At 37.2% G+C, this 19890-nt stretch carries 16 protein-coding genes; 9 read left to right on the top strand and 7 right to left on the bottom strand.

All coding sequences use genetic code 11. The features are described 5' to 3' along the window. The first annotated feature begins 73 nt into the window (after window positions 1-73). Window positions 74-1162, top strand: a complete 1089-nt coding sequence (locus KKG99_10200; protein ID MBU1013368.1) for a ketoacyl-ACP synthase III — start codon at window positions 74-76, stop codon at window positions 1160-1162. A 28-nt stretch (window positions 1163-1190) separates the two neighbouring features. Here the strand turns inward: KKG99_10200 and KKG99_10195 are convergent, their stop codons facing one another. Then, the gene (locus KKG99_10195; protein MBU1013367.1) at window positions 1191-1676 is read right to left on the bottom strand and encodes a low molecular weight phosphotyrosine protein phosphatase; all 486 of its coding nucleotides are present in this window, start codon (window positions 1674-1676) and stop codon (window positions 1191-1193) included. A gap of 112 nt (window positions 1677-1788) precedes the next feature. Here KKG99_10195 and KKG99_10190 point away from each other — a divergent pair, with 112 nt between their 5' ends. The 3 genes from KKG99_10190 (at window position 1789) to KKG99_10180 (ending at window position 4345) form a co-directional block, all read left to right on the top strand. Further along, a complete protein-coding gene (locus tag KKG99_10190; protein ID MBU1013366.1) occupies window positions 1789-2427 on the top strand; it encodes a cyclase family protein in 639 nt (212 codons plus the stop codon). Between the two features lie 95 nt (window positions 2428-2522). Continuing rightward, on the top strand, window positions 2523-3881 hold the full coding sequence (locus tag KKG99_10185) for a M28 family metallopeptidase (protein ID MBU1013365.1): 1359 nt from the start codon (window positions 2523-2525) through the stop codon (window positions 3879-3881). A 35-nt stretch (window positions 3882-3916) separates the two neighbouring features. After that, window positions 3917-4345 (top strand): GNAT family N-acetyltransferase, encoded by a 429-nt coding sequence (locus KKG99_10180; protein ID MBU1013364.1) that lies wholly within the window; start codon window positions 3917-3919, stop codon window positions 4343-4345. A 16-nt stretch (window positions 4346-4361) separates the two neighbouring features. Here the strand turns inward: KKG99_10180 and KKG99_10175 are convergent, their stop codons facing one another. Then, the gene (locus tag KKG99_10175) at window positions 4362-5171 is read right to left on the bottom strand and encodes a carboxypeptidase-like regulatory domain-containing protein (protein MBU1013363.1); all 810 of its coding nucleotides are present in this window, start codon (window positions 5169-5171) and stop codon (window positions 4362-4364) included. 233 nt (window positions 5172-5404) lie between these two features. After that, the gene (locus tag KKG99_10170; protein MBU1013362.1) at window positions 5405-7075 is read right to left on the bottom strand and encodes an LTA synthase family protein; all 1671 of its coding nucleotides are present in this window, start codon (window positions 7073-7075) and stop codon (window positions 5405-5407) included. Between the two features lie 698 nt (window positions 7076-7773). Here KKG99_10170 and KKG99_10165 point away from each other — a divergent pair. Beyond that, a complete protein-coding gene (locus KKG99_10165) occupies window positions 7774-8157 on the top strand; it encodes a hypothetical protein (protein MBU1013361.1) in 384 nt (127 codons plus the stop codon). 74 nt (window positions 8158-8231) lie between these two features. Here the strand turns inward: KKG99_10165 and KKG99_10160 are convergent, their stop codons facing one another. From KKG99_10160 to KKG99_10145, 4 genes are read right to left on the bottom strand one after another with little or no spacing between them, the layout of a single operon-like run. Beyond that, window positions 8232-8558, bottom strand: a complete 327-nt coding sequence (locus KKG99_10160) for a hypothetical protein (protein MBU1013360.1) — start codon at window positions 8556-8558, stop codon at window positions 8232-8234. 20 nt (window positions 8559-8578) lie between these two features. Continuing rightward, the gene (locus tag KKG99_10155) at window positions 8579-9058 is read right to left on the bottom strand and encodes a hypothetical protein (protein MBU1013359.1); all 480 of its coding nucleotides are present in this window, start codon (window positions 9056-9058) and stop codon (window positions 8579-8581) included. Between the two features lie 39 nt (window positions 9059-9097). Then, window positions 9098-9604, bottom strand: a complete 507-nt coding sequence (locus KKG99_10150) for a hypothetical protein (protein MBU1013358.1) — start codon at window positions 9602-9604, stop codon at window positions 9098-9100. 20 nt (window positions 9605-9624) lie between these two features. Further along, window positions 9625-11319, bottom strand: a complete 1695-nt coding sequence (locus KKG99_10145) for a patatin-like phospholipase family protein (protein MBU1013357.1) — start codon at window positions 11317-11319, stop codon at window positions 9625-9627. A 391-nt stretch (window positions 11320-11710) separates the two neighbouring features. On the opposite strand from KKG99_10145, the gene KKG99_10140 reads away from it, so the two are divergent. The 4 genes from KKG99_10140 to KKG99_10125 all read left to right on the top strand — a co-directional run bounded on the left by KKG99_10140 (window position 11711) and on the right by KKG99_10125 (window position 19727). Beyond that, window positions 11711-12865, top strand: a complete 1155-nt coding sequence (locus KKG99_10140; protein ID MBU1013356.1) for a hypothetical protein — start codon at window positions 11711-11713, stop codon at window positions 12863-12865. 24 nt (window positions 12866-12889) lie between these two features. Further along, complete coding sequence (locus KKG99_10135) at window positions 12890-13804, top strand: cyanophycinase (protein MBU1013355.1); 915 nt, start codon at window positions 12890-12892, stop codon at window positions 13802-13804. 336 nt (window positions 13805-14140) lie between these two features. Further along, window positions 14141-17206 carry a hypothetical protein gene (locus KKG99_10130; GenBank protein ID MBU1013354.1) on the top strand — a complete coding sequence of 1022 codons (3066 nt, stop codon included), beginning with the start codon at window positions 14141-14143 and terminating at the stop codon, window positions 17204-17206. Window positions 17207-17618: 412 nt separating this feature from the next. Beyond that, window positions 17619-19727 carry a carboxypeptidase-like regulatory domain-containing protein gene (locus KKG99_10125; GenBank protein MBU1013353.1) on the top strand — a complete coding sequence of 703 codons (2109 nt, stop codon included), beginning with the start codon at window positions 17619-17621 and terminating at the stop codon, window positions 19725-19727. Window positions 19728-19890: the final 163 nt, after the last annotated feature.

The following is a 19890-nucleotide window of genomic DNA, read 5'->3' as shown; positions in this document are numbered from 1 at the left end:
TAATGTTAAATACCATAATATTTTCACCATTCTCATTTATCTTTCATAATATTGCAAATTTTAAATCAAAATCATGAATCTTAACACATACTCAACGATTATAGGCAGTGGAAGTTTTATTCCAAAAAATATCGTTAAAAACAGCGATTTTATTAATAATGAGTTTTACGACGCGGAAGGGATTAAAATTCCAAAGTCAAATGAAGAGATAATTACCAAATTTAAAGAAATTACAGAAATTGAAGAACGAAGGTACGCAAACAAAGATCATGTAGCTTCCGATCTTGGGTTTTTTGCTGCAGAACTCGCGCTCGAAAATGCCCAAATCGACAAAGAAACGCTTGATTATATCATCGTTGCACATAATTTTGGAGATGTAAAAAGCACCATTCATAAAGTGGATATTGTTCCAAGTTTGGCCGCGAGGGTTAAAGCCAGGTTGAAAATCGAAAACCCATATTGCGTTGCCTATGATTTACCTTTCGGTTGCCCGGGATGGATTCAGGGGATAATTCAGGCTGATTATTTCATCAAATCGGGGGATGCAAAGAGGGTTTTGGTAGTTGGAAGTGAAACTTTATCCCGAATTTCTGATCCCCATGACATTGATAGTATGATTTATTCGGATGGTGCAGGTGCAGTTATCCTCGAAGCCAAACAAAGTGAAACACCTGTGGGAATTCTTACTCACAAAACCCGTTCTGACACATTTGAGCATGCCGACTTACTTAACATGGGTCATACCTATCATAAAACTAAAGGAGACGAGCGAATTTATATTAAAATGAATGGTCGTAAGCTATACAATTACGCACTGTCTTATGTTCCGCAACTGGTAAAAGATACACTTGATAAAATTGAACTTCCGATCTCAAAAATCAGCAAGGTTTTAATTCATCAGGCTAATGCCAAAATGGATGATGCCATTCTGAATCGACTTTTCAAATTATACAATATTAAAGTACAGGATGTACCAAAGAATGTAATGCCTATGACCATTGCCAAATTTGGAAACAACTCAGTAGCAACCGTACCGATACTTTATGATATGATTATGCGGGGCCAAATGGAAAACCATTCGATGAAATCAGGCGAATATATTGTATTTACTTCTGTGGGTGCGGGGATGAATGTAAATGCATTTGTTTATAAAATGCCTTAAGTATTAATGTTATCTTCAAACGGTTTTCTTATTTAAACTTTGTGGAATAGAGGTCCTTGATCTCGTCAATCAACCCCTCTGAGCTTTCTTCGAGGATATCCAATACCTTATCAAATCCAAGACTTCCACCATAGTATGGATCTGGAACATCTCCTTCGTATATTTCACTATAATCGGTCATCATTACTACCTTGTTTTTTTGAGTCGGATTCTTGGTCATCCCCATCAAATGCTGATAATTATTCGCATCCATGGCTACAATTATATCGAAGGCATCTAAATCACCGGGCACGATTTCTCTGGCTATGCTTATTATATCATATCCTCGTCTTTTAGCGTGTAAAATCATACGGCTGTCGGCTGCCTCACCTTCGTGAAATCCTGAAGTACCTGCACTATCCACTTCAACATTCCCATCCAGATGATGTCTTTTTATTTTCTCTCTGAAAACAGCTTCAGCACCGGGCGATCGGCAAATATTTCCTAAACAAACAAATAATACTTTCACACTCATACAAATTTAATTAAGTATGCAAATATAAAGATATTAACTTCAGTGCTATTTATATCTCTTAAATTTCAATAAATTCGCATCATATATTTTAACTTTTAACAAAAAAACGAGTATGTCAATTATTGATTTATCACATAGCATAAAATCAGGAGATTTAGTATTTGAGGGAATGAAAATGCCTGAATTAAAGAGTTTGAGAAATGTTAAAGATCATGGCTTTGCCATCACTTCAATTGAAATGCATTCACATAATGGGACCCATATCGATGCTCCTTCACACATGATTGATCAGGCAAAAACCCTTACCGATTTTCCAATTTCAAAATTTCATGGAAAAGCCATTCAAATTCCTTGTCATGAATTCGCAAATCAAGAAATTCCATTATCATATTTATTGAAATATGAAGCTGATATTCAGCAATCTGAGTTTATTATCTTTAATTCGGGTTGGTATAAAAAATGGAATACAACAGACTATTTTGATCATTTTCCGGTTCTATCTTTAGAATCTGCTATCTGGTTGTCAAACTTCAACTTAAAAGGGATTGGGCTTGATATTATTTCGATCGACCATATTAAAAGTGAAACTGTCCCTGTTCATCTTACCCTTTTGAATAAGGAAATATTAATTATTGAGAACCTGAACAATTTAGATCAATTAGGAACCGAATTTTTCACTTTCCAATGTTTTCCTTTAAAACTTGACCGAATTGACGGTTCTCCGATCAGGGCGATAGCCATGACAGAATAAACGTGAATTGGTAAAAATATGATTACACTTTTCATAACTTTACATTCAAAATATTGAATTTTATACTTATTAAATATTTACCTAAAGCCTAACTCATGAAAAAATCAGCCTTATCATTCGTATTTAGCTTCATTTTGGTTTTTATAGCCTATCCTCAAACAACCGTCGTTCGCGATCCGGCTATTAAACAAATGGTCGACGAAATTTCAAGTAAGAATATAGAAGCGACTGTACGTAAACTGGTAAGTTTTAATTCAAGAAATAATTTAAGCGTTCAAAACGACACCAGGCAAGGTATTGGAGCAGCCTGGAACTGGATTAAAACTGAAATGGAAAAGTCCATCCCTTCTTCAAACGGACGCTTAAGTGTTGAATTGGTTAAATATAAAGCCGGTGGTGAAGGTCAACGAATCAAAACAGAGTTGGAATTACAAAATGTGGTTGCCACACTTAAAGGAAACGATCCGACTGATGACAGGATATTTTTAATCAGCGCACATTTGGATTCCCGTGCTGAAGACAATAACGACGGAAAAGTGTTCGCCCCGGGAGCAAATGATGATGCTTCAGGAGTAGCGGCCATCATGGAATTGGTGCGCATCATGTCTAAAAAAGCATTCTCCGGAACCATTATTTTTACCGCTGTTTCAGGTGAAGAACATGGACTACTTGGTGCCGCTAATATGGCATCAATTGCAAAATCCGAAAACTGGAACCTTGTTGCCATGCTCAATAACGATATGATCGGGAATAGCGGATCGAGCGGAACTTTGTTGAACGACAATATGAAAGTACGCGTATTCAGCGAAGGTATTCCTCAACTTGAAACTGAACAAATGGCTAAAGCAAGGGCGTATTCTGCCATGGAGAATGATGGCAAAGCCAGACAATTAGCACGTTATGTGAAGGAAATAGGCGAACGTTATGTTGACCAGTTGAGTGTTACACTCATTTATCGAAATGATCGTTTCGGCCGTGGTGGTGATCATACTCCTTTCTGTAAATTAGGTTTTATAGCCGTTCGAATTACTGAATTCAATGAGAACTATGATAGGACCCATCAGGTTGTAAGAGAAGAAAATGGGATCCATTACGGAGATACTCCAGAATTTGTTGATTATGAATATGTGCGTAAAAATGCAGGGATCAACCTGGCAACTTTAGCCAATTTAGCATTAGCTCCTTATGCCCCTGAAAATGTTGGCATTAGTTTAGCCGGACTCAGCAACTCAACCAATCTGAGCTGGGAAGCACCCTCCAAAGGTAAAAAGCCGGCCGGGTATTATGTATTGATGCGGGAAACTTATCAAGCGTTGTGGGAAAGAAAAATATTTGTAAAAGAAACTTCTATTGAGCTTCCTTATTCAAAAGATAATTATTTTTTCGCAGTGCAATCGATTGATGCTGATGGACATGAAAGTGAAATTATTTTTCCGGCACCTGCAAGAAGATAATAAATCAATGATTAAGGTTTAAAAAGAGAATTATAATGCAGTTACCAGAATTCATATTTTCGGAAAAAGTCCCTGAAACAAAAAAGTTTTTGGAACTTTTTTTAACTACCGGATGGAACAATTCATACAAACTTTCTGATAAGGAACTAGAGTATGCAATACACAACAGCTGGTACACCTATTCAGCATACGACGGGGATCAATTGGTCGGTTTAGGAAGGCTCATTAGTGATGGTATTATACATGCCCTCATCATCGATTTGATTATTTTGCCTGAATACCAAAGTAAGGGTCTTGGAAAAAAGATACTGGAACAACTTGTACTTAAATGCAAAACGCATCAAATAAGGGATATACAATTATTTTCGGCAAAGGATAAAGCAGGATTTTACGAAAAATCCGGTTTTACACGACGACCTGAAATATCTCCGGGCATGGAATTAAAATGGTTCAGAAAGGATTAACCTACGTGTTCGAGGCTCATTCTTTTAAGGTATACTCCTGAAAGCATTCCATAATGCGATTATATAGCTGAATATCGGTACAGGCGAGAACAAATGCATCAGTAAGATTGCAGTAAGCAATAAAATCATTTACTTCCTTTTCATCTTTTAAACCTGTTAGTTTACCAACTACTTCAAAATTTAAACGTTCTCCAACTTTTAATCTGATTTTGTCAGCTATTAAAAGCTTATTATACTTCTTTTCATTCTTAGCATCCCTGCTGAATAATTTATAAATCGCTGTCACCGGACTTCCGAGACTGATCCCTCCTCTGTCATCCAGATAATCGATGGGTTTTGTGTTTTGTGATAACATTGCCAAATTCCGCCTAAATGCCTCTTGAAGTGCTTTGGCATTGATTTCTTCGGGCGTCATTTCATAATTCAGGATTTCATGCTTAAATCGTTCATAAGTTGGAAATGGTCTAATGACCACTTCTGTTAAATCATAGATCCTTGGCACTAAATCGATATTTATTTCAATCGATTCATTATAAACAGAATCATTCAGATAAATGAGCCGGCTTTCGTATCCAATGGCTGAAATTAACATGCTGTCGATAGGGCTGAGTTCAAATTTGAATTCACCATAAAGATTAGTGGCGGTACCCATTCTTTTTTCAGGGATATAAATATTTGCAAAAGAAATAGGCTGTCCGCTTTTTTGATCTTTAACAATCCCTTGAATTATTACCTGACCAATTAAATGCGATTGGAGGCTGATCAACACGGCTATACTTATGAATATCTTACTTAGCTTATATTTGCGACAACCCACTTCTTTCATTTATTAATGACCAAATTTACGCTGTTTGGCAAACCATCGCTAAATATTTAACATCCATTAATGAATTATAGGATTTTTTAACAATTAGATAGACATTTTATATGTCAAGTAATATAAATAATTACCGGATCAATTATTTTATAAAGATCACTTGCGTTTAATGAATCCAAAGTTCAAAAGGATATTACACTATGAAAAAGCACATTGAAGCGATGATTTTTTAGAAGATAAAACTAATCGACCGTCATCCTGTTTTCAATAATCCGATTATTATACTGCTGAACAAAAGCTTTGGCAAAATCCTCCATTTTCAGTTGCAATTCTTGGTTATTGCCATGTAAATTATTTTGCAATAAAATATCTTTTTTGTAATCGAATAGAGCCACTGTTTTTGTACCGTCAAAATGTAAAACAAAATCGCCATAAAATACCTGATAAATTCCATTTACATAATTTACAAGAAAATGATTTTCTGCATTTAAAGCGTCATTCCCAAACGAAAAATAGGATTTATTATAATTAATCATTCCCAATAAAGTTGGCATAATATCAATTTGCTGGATCAATTTTTCAGAATTCCCCTTCAAATTCAATTTTTCATTTGCTGAATAAAAGATGATCGGAACACTAAATAATCCCGTTGATGTATTATACTCATCGTGAGTTGGCGTACTTTGACAATGATCGGCAGTGATAACAAATATTGTATTTTCAAACCAGGGCATTTTTTGAGCCGCTTCAAAAAATTCTTTTAGCGCAAAATCTGAATATCCGATTGTTCTATATATCGGATGTTTTCCTTCGGGAAATTCATTTTTATATTTTTCAGGCAGGTCATACGGATGATGTGAACTTAGCGAAAAAATACTTGTAAAAAATGGTTGCTCGAATTCATTAATTTTTTTAGCATAATACTTGAAAAAATCTTCGTCCCAAATCCCCCATAAATTTCCGCTTTCTCTTGTATTTATTTTATTTTCACTAATAAATTCATTTTTACCGAAATAATGATCAATGCCAATTAAATTTGTTAACGCCGAAAAACCCATTGAGCCATTTGGAGCTCCATGAAAAAATGAAGTATGATAATTTTCCTCCTTTAAAATTTGGGGTAAACTTTTCAAATTATTACTGAAATATTCAGTCAAAACAAAGGGTTCACCAAGCGAAGGAATCGAAAGCATGGTACTGGGTAAAATATCAATTGATTTCCGACCATTGGCAAATGAATGTTGAAAAACCAGACTGTGAGTGCATAAGGAATCAACAAATGGAGTATAACCGTAGAGATTATTATTAAAAAAACCGATACTCTCCTTTCCAAAACTTTCAAGAATGATCAATACTATATTGTATTTTTTAACCGTATCATTGGGATTTAAAACACGAATTGGATTGTATATTTTTTCTAAATCTGCTTTATCCGAAAAATAGGTTTTTTTCTCAAGCGAATGATGAAAAATGGTTTTTATAAGGCAGAACGGGGTATTCAAAACCAAATGAATTTCTGCCTGATTTTGCACATAATCCCCGGCATTGCTCATCGTTATCGGGCGCGTACTGTGAAGGATTCCACCGCGGGCCCCAATTACAAAAATTGCTGATACGATCGGTATCAAAAGCAAAGCTTTTATGTAATATTTAATGGATGGTTTTTCAGCCAAAGTTGGCATTTTTATTTTTTTATACAAAAAAATCATTAACCACATTAATAGGATCAAAAACAAAACCATATACCAATAGTCAACAAAAAAATTCAGGAAAAGCGGCACCAGATTGTTTTCGTTACCAAATTGCGAAAACACACTAAAAGTTGTACGACTTAAAGTAAATGGAAAATAAGCAACATCCATTAAATTGGCCAAAAGAGCAATTCCATTGCAAATAAAAAACAGATATTTCATAAAGCTCTGAAATCCTTTTTTGTAACGAAATTGAAAAGGAATTATGCTCAATATAATAACCAAAGAATTGGTGTATAAAATTGCAACTGTATCGAAAACCAATCCTCCTATAAATATATTTGGCAGTGAGCTCAAATGTGAATTTGAGAAATAATTCTGATTGAAAATATAAAATATAATGCGCGATAGCATAAAAATTAAATACACCAACAATAATCTAAATATCAAAACCTTATAAATTGGTTCAGGTTTTAAATAATTGAGTATTTTTTTCAATATATTGATCATGTTATATGCGTAGTTATAAAGTAAAATGTAAAGTAACTGACAAAACCTTAAAAGTATGTTAGTTCCATGAAATTGACCCTGTTTTATGTTTACTGTTTACACCGAAAATATTTACAGTGCCGGCGAAATTACAAATAAAAGTTTAATCCTCCTTCGCGTTCCGCTTCGTCGGACGAGAAGGTATGGTTTAATTCCCCGTAGATTGCTACGGAAATGATAGTCCAGAGCTTGCTCTGGGGTTTAATACCATTTATTGGGTCAGCCGATTTTCACCTGGATTGTAGCTAAGAATCAAATCAGATTTACGGAATCAGCTATTGCAAAGCACGCTTTTTTTGATTAACTTACACCTTAAATCCTAATTAATCAGGACTAAAGCGCGTTAACTGTTCAACTTAAATTCGAGAATTATGAAAAAGTCATTTTTTGCCTTTTTGTGCATTTTTATGTTTTCAGGTATTTATGCCTTTGGCCAAGAATCTGCTGCTCAGGCAGAAGCTACAGCATCTGCAACAAGCAATACACCATGCAATCTCATGGAAAAGTCGGCTGATAGAATTATCCTGACTGCCAATTCCTTTGATAAACCCTCACTGAAGAATCCGGCAATTGAAAAACATGTGTTAAAAGCATTGGTATATGCTCGAACTTGCGATCTTGAGGATGCATTAAAAAGCCTGGACGCATTGGATGCCATCCTGAACCAACCAAAATATATTGGTATTTTGGACGGACGAGCCACTGAATTAAGATCATGGCTTATTGTTTGCTACAACTACCCTTGCCCGAACTAAACGGTTTACCTCAAAATGGATTCAACCGCTCATTATGGGCGGTTTTTTTAAATAAAGTCATTTTTAGCATGAAATCAAAACACGGCAGAAATGGCAGCATTCACAGCTTTTTGTAAAACATCAAAGGCTGCATTGGCTGCTTTTTGTGCAATGGCTTTCGAAATAACGGCCAAGGCATTAAGCTCAGCTTCCAGTATCAGTTTTTCATCCTGCAATCGTGATTCAAATTTTTCCTGATTCAGATCGCCCGTGATCCTTAACTCGGCCAACAGTTCCAACCTATCCTTATCCCTCTGAAGGAATTGATTAGCAGTATCTTTAACTTCAGACCAATGGTCGCTAACGGTTCCTTTCATAGCAGCAAGCATATCTGCAAGTACTTTATTGATATCGAAATTCATCTTTATAAATTTTTGGTTCATTATTTGGGTGGATTGCCTGCAATTTTTTTACCTTCTTCTGCAACCTGCATGGCATAAAATAAATCGCTGAAGGTTTTCCGGTTCAATTTCACAAGTCCATCGCTAAGGGTATTGTCTTTTTTATGTTCCTCTTTATACTTTACCCAAAGCTCGAGGGTAATCTCACAAATCCTTGTTGAATTTTGGTTCAATGGCCTCACTTTATTTTTACTGAGCAATGAATTCAGTTCTACTTCAATGTCAAGATATTGGAGGACAAAATGTTCAAAAGCCCTGCCATTGTTACTAGTGGTTGATAATTCCAACATAGTCAGGTAGAATTTGTCAACCTGTTTGGAAGTCTGGTCAATTTGTTGAGCAATAGAATCATCGTAAGTAGGAATTAGGGTTACCCTGCACGATGCACCTAAAAGCAAAACAATCATAGCCAAAAACATGATTTGTATATATCTTGGCTTACTTATGATGGAAGTTTTCATATTCTGTAAAATATTATATTGTTAAAATCTAGTCGATTGTCAGGAAATAATGCTTTCCAACTGAAATTGAGACGCGTATTTTTGATGAGGTACTTTCATTTCGTACATATTCTCCTTGGCCCTGCGGAGGTCCCATTGCTTTCGGGCCGCATTCACGATCACCCCTATCACCAGTCGGATGGCTATATATTCAGCCATTTCGGGTAGATAAGGCAAATCGATGTGCTTATTGGCAAGCTTCGAAAGCCTCGTAATTAATCGCTTGGCTTCTTCATCATCGATACCTTTATCCATGCTTCTGACCAGATCGTAAAATTCATTTGGTAAATTATCGTACAAAAAGCGGTCGATTTTGATGATAATCTTAATCAGGATTTTCTCCTCACCGGTTTCCGAAATAATGGGAACTTTGATCCTTTCATTTAATCTTTTTGCCAGATCTTTTAGTTCATCGTCGGTCAATTGCGTCCGTTCTTCAGGCGGAGCAAAATAGTTGTCGAGCAAATCCTTAAATTGTTCCTGTGTTAATTCATTGATTGTTGCCATAGTTTTTTAGTTTGAGATTGTTAATTTCTATACTGATCATGCAGCCAGTAAGGATTTTTAATAAATTTTTTCCAATCGTTTGCAAAGACTTTAATCATCTCATCAAGCAATTCGGGATCAACCTTTGCCTTTGAACTTTTTAAGTCAACGCAATATTTCAGGAGGTTAAAACACGCGGTAAACTGCCCGCAACTAACAAGGTTTTTAAGCCGGTAAACTTTTTTATCTTCAACCGAAAACCAAAGGGTGGTTCCCATTTCGCTCGCTATTTTAGCTGCAGCATAAATGCCGTCGCCCGGATCTGGGATTTGCCCACGTTTTACTTCCGGTTCTTTTTCGTCCGATTTGCCATTTTGATATTGTTCTTTGGTGAGTTCATAAATGAGGGCGGTAATTCTGCGGTCTTTCAAATCCTGGTGTTCATAAAACAAATTATAGTTAAGTCGGCGGATTTGTTTCAGGAATATTTCACTGATCATTTTCATGGCCGAAGTACCTCGTTCTTCTAGCATTCGCTGGATTAATCGCAGGCGAAGGTTTTCGAAATAAACAAGTTTATCCCGCATAAAGTGTGGCAGCATACCCATCACCCAACCCCATGTTTTTAATATTTTATGAACGATCTTATCAATAAATAATCTGGCGCCACCGGCTAAGATTGCAAACATTACCATGGCACCCCCACCAATGAACAGCCAGGTTCCGTTTTGGCTGTAAAAACCCCCGATCAAAAGTGCTGCAGCAATAGGTATTGGTAGCAGCCAAATCCACCAGCTTGACCTTAACTTTTTCACGACGGTTTGATATATTTTTTTAGGGCTTGCAGATCCATCTTCACCATCAAGGCTCAGTTTCGATGCTTGCCATGGATCCATGAAATAACTCCCTACATCGCAAACCATGATCAGATCGTAAGGTTTCCCTTCTTTTTCACGCCTGACGTTGATATTCATAATACTACCTATCCCCTGATTATCCACAATCCCCCCGTCCATGATCCCGACGCCTTTTTTAAATTCCTTTTGCGCTTTGATGGCAACATAGGTCGTTGAATTATGATCACTTACATAATCATCCGGTAAAACCATGGGTTCGAATCCCATCGGGAAACATGAGGAAGAAGCAATGGCATCAGCTATTTTCATATCGTTTGAAAGTGCATCGAGATTGGTGTTCTGTAAATGATAGTTCCCGAAAATCCCGGAAGTCTGGAAACGAAAAGCCAAGCCGAATGAAAAGTCGGTAGCGTTAAAACAGATGTCTTCCAAATGTGATTTTTGTTCCCGAAGGCACCTAAAAGTGTTGTTTGCTAGCAATTCAGCATAAGCCAGGGCAAAAGCATTGATCAAGGACCGCTTTTTATGTGAATTTTTCCACAATTCGTTTGAATCGAGTTTAGCTAGGGCAATACCCAAAAGTCTATCTTCTTCAAGGGTTTTATAAAAATGTGTATAAAAGGTATTAAAATCCTTTCCTTCGGCTGCAGAACAAGCATAGGTAGCACCGGTTAAGGTTCCTCCGCTTACGGTACTCAAACCTTTTACATTTTCGAGGAGTGATTTGTTGCGGATACGGGCTTGGTTTAAGTATGACAATATACCCAGCCCAAAAGTGGAGGCACGGTAACCGCCACCACTAAAGGTCAGCGCGATGTTCTCAAAGAGTTTTATCGGCTGGATGGTTTTCTTTTTTGGAATTGGCATAGCTATTTTCATTTAAGGTTGCTTTATTGTATTTTTATTCGGATGATTATAATTTGGCGTTTAAATTTGTTTGCATTTTCAAAATCATATTGAATAAAACCAAATTCTAATAAGAGTTTATCTTTTTATAAACCGTTCTCCTTCCGTAAAATTCACGAGCTGTTTTAGTACCCGGACAGGGCTGTCCGTTAAGTATTTATAGTACTCCAGAGCGCTAATATATAAATTATTTCGATACGTAAAATATTTTTTCAGTAAAAGTCATGGTAGTATTAAAATAGCACGATGGATATCCGAACCTTCTGTTTTCCTACGCGTGAAATTGATATAAAAAATGATATACATCTATTTCCGTTTGAGATTATTTTTTTACTAATTTCACTTCATTCAAAAAAAATAAATTGTGGACAGACGAGATTTTGTAAAAATGGGGGGCATGCTTGCTGCAACCGCTGCTCCCTTAAGTGCCATCCCGGGAATCAGAAGTACAAGAATTTACGATGATTTGAAAGGTAGCGTAAATTTGACAAGCGACGGTTTAGGATTAACACCGAAAGAATATGCCAACCTGCTCATGAAATTAGCCGATGAGGGTAAAATCAAAGCCGATTATTACTCCAATGGTGGCGTGGTGGAAGAATTGGAACATAAATTTGCCCAATTGCTTGGCAAGGAATCTGCCGTTTTTATGCCTACGGGAACCCTTGCAAATCAGTTGGCTGCAAGGCAATTGGCAGGAAATGCAAAAAGGGTGATCGTTCAGGAACAAAGTCATTTTTATAATGATACCGGTGATTGTGCGCAAAACCTCAGTAGCTTAAATCTCATTCCCCTGGGTCAAAACGCTGTTGAGTTTACCTTGGAAGAAGTAATGCATACCGTTGCAATGACAAAAGGGGGAAGGGTTTTAACAAAAGTTGGCGTTATTTCGATCGAAACACCCGTTCGTAGAAAACATGATCAGATTTCGAGTTTTGAAAATATGAAAAAAATATCGGATTATGCCCGAAGCGAAAACATCAAAATGCATTTGGATGGGGCCCGCTTATTTGTTCAATGCGCCCACACAGGGAATATCCCTGCTAAATATGGCAGTTTATTCGATACCGTTTATACTTCTTTATGGAAATGTTTTAATGCCGCATCAGGGGCTATTTTGGCCGGATCAACTGAATTCACCAAAGATCTGTTTCATGTAAGAAGGATGTATGGTGGTGGATTACCTTATGCATGGCCTTTTGCTGCTGTTGCACTTTATTACGCCGACGGGTTTATCGATGAATATAAATTAGCTTATGAAAATGCTGAGAAATTCTTTTCCAGGATTTCACAAGATCATAGGATAGAAGTTCAACGATATGAAAATGGGACCCATGTCGTGAAACTGATGATCAATCATCCTAATCTGAATAAACTCAAACAGGAACTTGACAAAAAACACATTGAGTTTCCCGATCCGGTTCAGGATGGGTTTGTATTAAAAATAAATCCTTCCTTTAATAGAGAAACACCTGAATATATAGCCGGCATTTTCCTTGAATCCTTAAATAAAACCTAGTCATTCAATCTTTAAATTTAAACTATGCGTAAACTTAAATTTTTCACGAATTTTACCCTTATTTGCTTTTTTTTAATTAACGGACCGGGTATTGTCCATTCCTATGCTCAACAAAAAACGGGCAATGCATCAAAGAAAGTACTTGATTTTATCGGGCCTGAAAAAGGCACCCTGATCATCATTGGTGGTAATGCCCGAGATCCCATATTCTTGGAAAAGTTTAAAGAATACGCGGGTGGTGATGATGCCAAGATTATTATCGTCCCCACTGCTTGGGAAGATGATCAGATTGAAAAGGATTCAGGCTTTGTGAATTTTAAGGCAAGGTTTGAAAAAGCAGGATTTAAAAACGTAACTGTATTACATACCCGCGATTCGAAATTAGCGAATGATCCTGAATTTTATACATCCATCACCTATGCAACAGGGGTTTGGTTCGATGGGGGCCGTCAATGGCGGATTGCAGATGGATTTTTAAATACCAGGGCCCATGAAGAATTTAACAAATTGCTGGATCGTGGCGGCGTCATAGCCGGTTCGTCAGCAGGTGCATCTATTCAGGGTTCTTACCTCGCCCGTGGCGATTCGAAAGGAAATACGATAATGATGGGCGATCATGAAGTGGGTTTGGGATTTTTGAAAAACAGTGCCATCGATCAACACATCCTGGTTCGTAACCGTCAGTTTGATATTTTTGAGATACTTAAGAACCGACCGGAATTATTTGGGATAGGTTTGGACGAAAACACAGGCATCGTGGTTAAAGGCAACGAATTTGAAGTCATCGGAAATAGTTTTGTTGCCATTTATGATGGAACCCGGTTTTCAAGGGAACGCGATACCATTTACCAACTTCCTGCCGACTCAAAAGAATTTTATTTCCTTCGCAAAGGCGATAAATATAATTTGAAAGAGCGGAAAGTGAATCTGGAAAGATAATGTGCTAATTTGAAAATTTGAAAATGTGATGATTTGAAAATTAGCCAGTTTATAGGGGGTCAGACCACAGACCACTAATATCTAATGTCTAAAGTCTAATATCTAAAATCTATTATCTAACGTCTAAAATCTTGATACCCTGCCTGCGTGTCATACTTTCTGTATTCTACATTCTACATTTCATTAATCGATTCCCTTTCATTTTCCGTCATTGATAGAAATTACTTCATTGTACATCGACTTTATTAAGTTCCAATTCAAAATACGGTTTTTTTTGAATATCTTGCATCAACAAGCGTTACATTAATCAAAACAAAAACTTTAATTTATTTATATATGAACCATTTACTAAAACAGGCTTTATTATTGGGTTATATGCTGGTTTTAAGCATCCCGGCCATTTACTCGCAAACGAAAGATTCAAATCAGGAAGACAATGTATTTAAAGATTTAAAATTCCGAAACGTAGGCCCTACCCGTGGTGGCAGATCAACCGCTGTTGCCGGAATCACTACACAACCAGGCACTTTTTATATGGGCGCAACCGGAGGTGGTGTTTGGAAAACCGAAGATTATGGCATCAACTGGAACAATGTTTCGGATGGTTATTTTGCTTCCCCTTCTATCGGAGCCATTCAGGTTTATCAAAATAATCCCGACATCGTTTATGTAGGTACGGGTTCAGATGGAATTCGCTCGAATATCATCGTCGGGAAAGGTGTTTACAAATCCGGTGATGCCGGAAAAACATGGGAACATATCGGCCTAAAAGATGCAGGATTAATTGGCGCTGTTGAAATTCATCCCGAAAATCCGGACATCGTTTTTGTGGCTGCCATTGGTCAACCCTTTCAACCCAATAAAGAACGAGGGGTTTACAAAACCATGGATGGAGGCAAAACCTGGGATCAGGTCTTGTTTATTGCCGATACCGTTGGTGTTGCAGATATTGAATTTGCCCCAAACAATCCCGATATTATTTACGCTGCCGCCTGGAGAACCGAACGCAAACCATGGACAATTATCAGTGGTGGTGAAAATGGTGGCATCCATAAATCAATTAATGGTGGTAAAAGCTGGATCAAACTTATGAATGGTTTACCTGCGGGGATCATCGGAAAAATTGATCTGGCAGTTTCAAAAGCCGATCCACAACGTTTGTATGCTTTGGTGGAAGCCGCTGAAGGCGATGCCGGACTTTTTCGATCCAACGATCAGGGTGAATCGTTTACCCGGATCAGCGACAATATGCGCTTGCTCGATCGTCCGTTTTACTATTGCAATATCGAAGCCAACCCCGTAAATGCCGATGCGCTTTTTGTAAATTCCACGAGCTTTTATAAATCAGTGGATGGGGGTAAAACCTGGGAACGCAGAAGCACGCCTCACGGCGACAACCACGATATGTGGATCAATGAAAAAGATACCAATATTTATATACAAGCCAATGATGGCGGGGTGAACGTGACCCTGAACGACGGCATAAGCTGGTCGACACAAATCAACCAGCCTACCGCCGAGCTTTATCAGGTCGATCTCGACGATCAAAACCCCTATTGGCTTTATGCAGGGCAACAGGATAATACAACCATTGGAGTGCCTAGTTTGCCTCCTTATGATGCACCTGGCGGACCAACTGCTTACTGGATTGAGGTTGGAGGTTGCGAAACCGGGCCCACCGTTCCAAAACCCGGAAACCACAATATTGTTTATTCAAATTGCAAAGGACATTTTGGGGTTTTTAATAAAATTACCGGACAGGAAAGAACCTATACCGTAAATCCAAGCAATATTTATGGCCACAATCCAAAGGATCTGGAATTCCGGTTCCAACGGGTTTCACCAATTCATGTGAGCCCGCACAATCCGGATGTGGTTTATATGGGCTCGCAATACCTGCACAAAACTACGGATGATGGGTATAGTTGGGAAATTATTTCACCCGATTTAACCGCTTTTGAAGCTGATAAACAGGTGATTTCAGGAAGCCCGATCACTCGCGATATCACGGGAGAGGAATATTACAGCACCCTATATGAAATTAGTGAATCACCGCTGACTAAGGGTTTAATATGGACCGGAGCTAATGATGGCCCCGTAAATGTTACCCGCGATGGAGGGAAAACATGGAAAAATGTGACCCCTCCCTATTTATTGCCGGGTGGCCGTGTTGATTGTGTCGAACCCTCTCCGCATCAATCAGGGAAAGCATATATAGCCGTTTTGCGTTATCAATTGGGCGACTGGAAACCTTATATTTATAAAACCAAAAACTACGGCGAAAGCTGGATATTATTGACCAACGGCAAGAATGGCATCCCTGCCGATTTCCCGACCAGGGTTGTGCGCGAAGATCCTGAAAAAGAAGGCCTGCTATATGCCGGTACCGAGTTTGGCTTATTCGTTTCGTTCGACGATGGCGAAAACTGGCAATCCTTTCAGCAAAACCTGCCTGTTACGCCCATAACCGATATTAAGGTTTACCGAAAAGATATAGCCGTATCGACCATGGGCCGCTCATTCTGGATCATGGACAATGTGAGCCCTTTACATCATTATGCAGCAATGCAAAAGGAACATAATTTTTTAATGAAACCTGTTGAAACTTATCGTTTACGTTACCGGCAAACCAGGGGGAATGAAATTCCATCCTACCCTGCTTCTGCCGTAAATATTGATTATTTCATTAAAACCGTTCCTGAAGGAGAAATTAAAATGAGCATTCTCGATGCCGATAAAAAGCCCTTACAAACTTATGTAAGCAAAACACAAAAAGTGGCACAGGAAGAAGGAAACGAAGACATGGCCATGAGTTATTATTTTCAGCCCGGCCAAGCCGTTAATTTGAGCAAAACAGCAGGCTTGCACCGTATCCAATGGGATATGCGACATAAAGGGGCCTGGGATAAAAACCCGCGACGAAGTTTCAGCAATGGTCCTTATGTTGCTCCCGATAAGTATTTTGTAAGCCTCGAAATTGCAGGAGAAGAATTTGTGCAGGAATTTAAGGTAATGGCCGATCCCCGTTTAGCCGAAGTCAATACAGGAGTTAAGGAATTGAAAGAACAGGAACAATTTGCATTAAAAATCGTGGACATGACTACCGAGGCCAATAAACTTACCGACCAAATTTTAACGCGACGTAAAGAAATTGCCAAATTGCAAGCCAAAAAAAGCAGGAAAAAATTACAGCAGGAAGATGCACAGCTTAAAGTACTGGAAGATAAAATAAAAATGAGTGAAGGCATTTATATGCAGCCGCAGCTAAACGACCAGATAAGTTTTTTGATGCGATCGGTTACGGGTGCCGACCAACAACCTGCCATAAACACCTATTTGCAATACGAAAAACTGAAAAAGCAATTGGCCGAAATACAAGATGCCTTTAAGAAAATAAAATAGCTTATTCTACCTAAGAAACCACTCCAAATTTGGGGTGGTTTTTTTTATCGGTTTAAATTTCAAACACATCTGTATTTTTTATATATTTGATTTTTCTCCCCGAATAAAAACTTAAATCATATGTAATGTTTGAAAGATTTATAAAATATATAGAAACACAAAAGCTGCGCTATACAACCCATACCTGTCCGCCGCAGGTGGATAGGGGGATAAAGTTCACTTTATGGATTATATATATTAGTTATAAGCAAGTTTATGTCGTTATAAAAGGCATTCACAGATAAAAAATGACATTCATATAAAACGTTGATAAATAATAAAATGGAGACCAGAACTACAATTTTTTAGGTATTACTTTAACAAAAAAATGTATTTATAAATATTTCCACACAAAAATTTAAAAACCAATAAAATGAAAGCTTCAACCAGATTAGTTTTTTTGCTTATCCTTGTTTTTGTGACAATAAACACATTGTCACAAAATGGATTAGAAGGTAAAAAATCAATTTATCTTCAGTTAGGTGCTTCCGGGGGTTTTTCCCCAAATCTCTCACAACCTGTTTTGATTCCACAAATAGGACTCGATGCAGCTATAGGAATACTTGGATTTCGGGTTAACGGACAGTTTTTCAAAACTTCACCGGAATTTGATGTCAATGGCTATTTAGACCCCATTAAATCGGTACTTACCATTTCAAATCTACAGGAGAAAAATTCCAACGTTTTACTGGGTTTCTCTTCTTATCTGAACTTAGGTAAAAAAGATTTAAGAATTCAACCCGGAGTTGGTCTTAAGTACTTGATGCAAAGAGGCGCAACTGCCACCGCTGTATATAACCAAACACCAGAAACAACTATTTTGAAATTTCCTGATGGGGATGCTAACCGAAATTTATTAATGATTGAACCAAATATTAGGGCTTCCTACGGAAAACCAGGTCAAATGTTGCGATTTTTTATTGAAGCTGGATATACAATACCAGCTGGTAAGAATGAAATTACATATTCTTCGCGTACCCTTACCAGTGTTGTTGATCCAAGAGGTAATATTGATTTAAAAGCACTATTAAATTCCAAGCAGAATACCACAACTGAGAAATTACTTCCTGCATTTGCTAGTGTTGGCGCTGGAATTCAAATAAAATTATTTTCTGGAAACGAAGCGAAAATAACTCATTCAAATATGCCAAACAATTATGGGATAAATGATGATGGGATTAAAAGATCCAACGAACCAGTTCCTGGGGCATTAATAACAGCGGAAATATGGAATGAAATTCAACAAAACTACACTACCGCTCTAAGCTCAAAAACAGATCATATAGGAACATATCATTTTAAAAATCTTAAACCCGGCAGATATCGTTTTACAACTAAACTTCCTGGAAAATTTTGGGATTGGGCAAAAAAATCAAGCAAGGAGAAGTTAAAAGAAAGTAGTGTGTATTTTAGATTAGAAGAAAATCTAATGTTACCCGGAACTATTATTCCACATGCTTTTGGGAGTAAAACAGCAAAAAGTCCTTTAAGATATGTTAGCCCTGATTTTTACCTTAAAGAAGAATCAAACGATATTACTGTAAGTATTTTTACATCAGTTAACAACTATGGCATCAATGATGATGGAATAAAAAAGTCAATTTCTCAAAATGAAATTAACCCAAATGACAGTTCTTCAAATCTTTTTCTAGTCGGTTGCCGTCGCTATATATCATATCATACATGGGGTGATGGTCCTTGTTCTTCTCCTCCAGGTAATGGCGGCACTATAACCTACTCTTATATCTGTGCTAATGGTTCTTATATCCGCTCAAGTCCAATGTTCTGCTGGCACATGAATAGTACAAACAAAATTATCAATAACAAGAATGATAGTGATTTTACAGTTTTACATTATGAGGGAAAGTCACAGTCAAAATGTAATTCCGATAACCCAATTTTATTATCTATTTTTGATATATATGAAAGCTACATGAAAACCAGCATTATTGGTAAGAATCTTACAGATGCCCAATTGGATAATATCCAAGTGAAGATAAACGATGATATAAAGACTTTTGTCGGTGATTCTCTCAACATAATAAAGGAAACTCAAATTATAGATAATCAAATTTATCATATGTTTGACGATTTTAGATTTAGATTACGCAACCATGCAAAATACAATGTTACTATTGATGATTGTGAACCTTGGCATAAAGGCTGGTGTTTTATTCTCGATTTTGGAGGCAATAATACAGAGAAAACTATTCCCACTCAATCAAAATTAGATTTCATTGAATTAAATGAAAATAAGAACACTATGATTTTATGCTATGATTTGTCGAATTTTTCTGAAAAACCAAGAAATGGAACTTATAATTGCACTGTACCTGAAATAGAGGTTAAGGATAATAGTTATATGCAAGTTATTAAATATGAAGCTGAAGGAAAAATTTCATCTACCAAAAATACTATTGGAAAAGTTAAAGTTAAAAACAATAAAGCGTATGTTTCCATGCGATATATAAACAAAAATTGACAGGTTAAGTAAAACCATGCCTATAATCGAGTAGGCTGCCCCACCAGCGTTAGCTGATGGGGAGAACCTCTCACACCACTGTACGTACGGGTCTCGTATACAGCGGTTCATTAAGATGTGGGGCAATCTTTACGTAGTAAGTAAGCAAAGCCTCGTAACCTCT

The sequence above is a fragment of the Bacteroidota bacterium genome, from assembly GCA_018816945.1.
In the GTDB taxonomy this organism is placed as follows: domain Bacteria; phylum Bacteroidota; class Bacteroidia; order Bacteroidales.
Note: the sequence above shows the minus strand (reverse complement) of the source record. Positions and strands in the feature narration are given on the sequence as shown.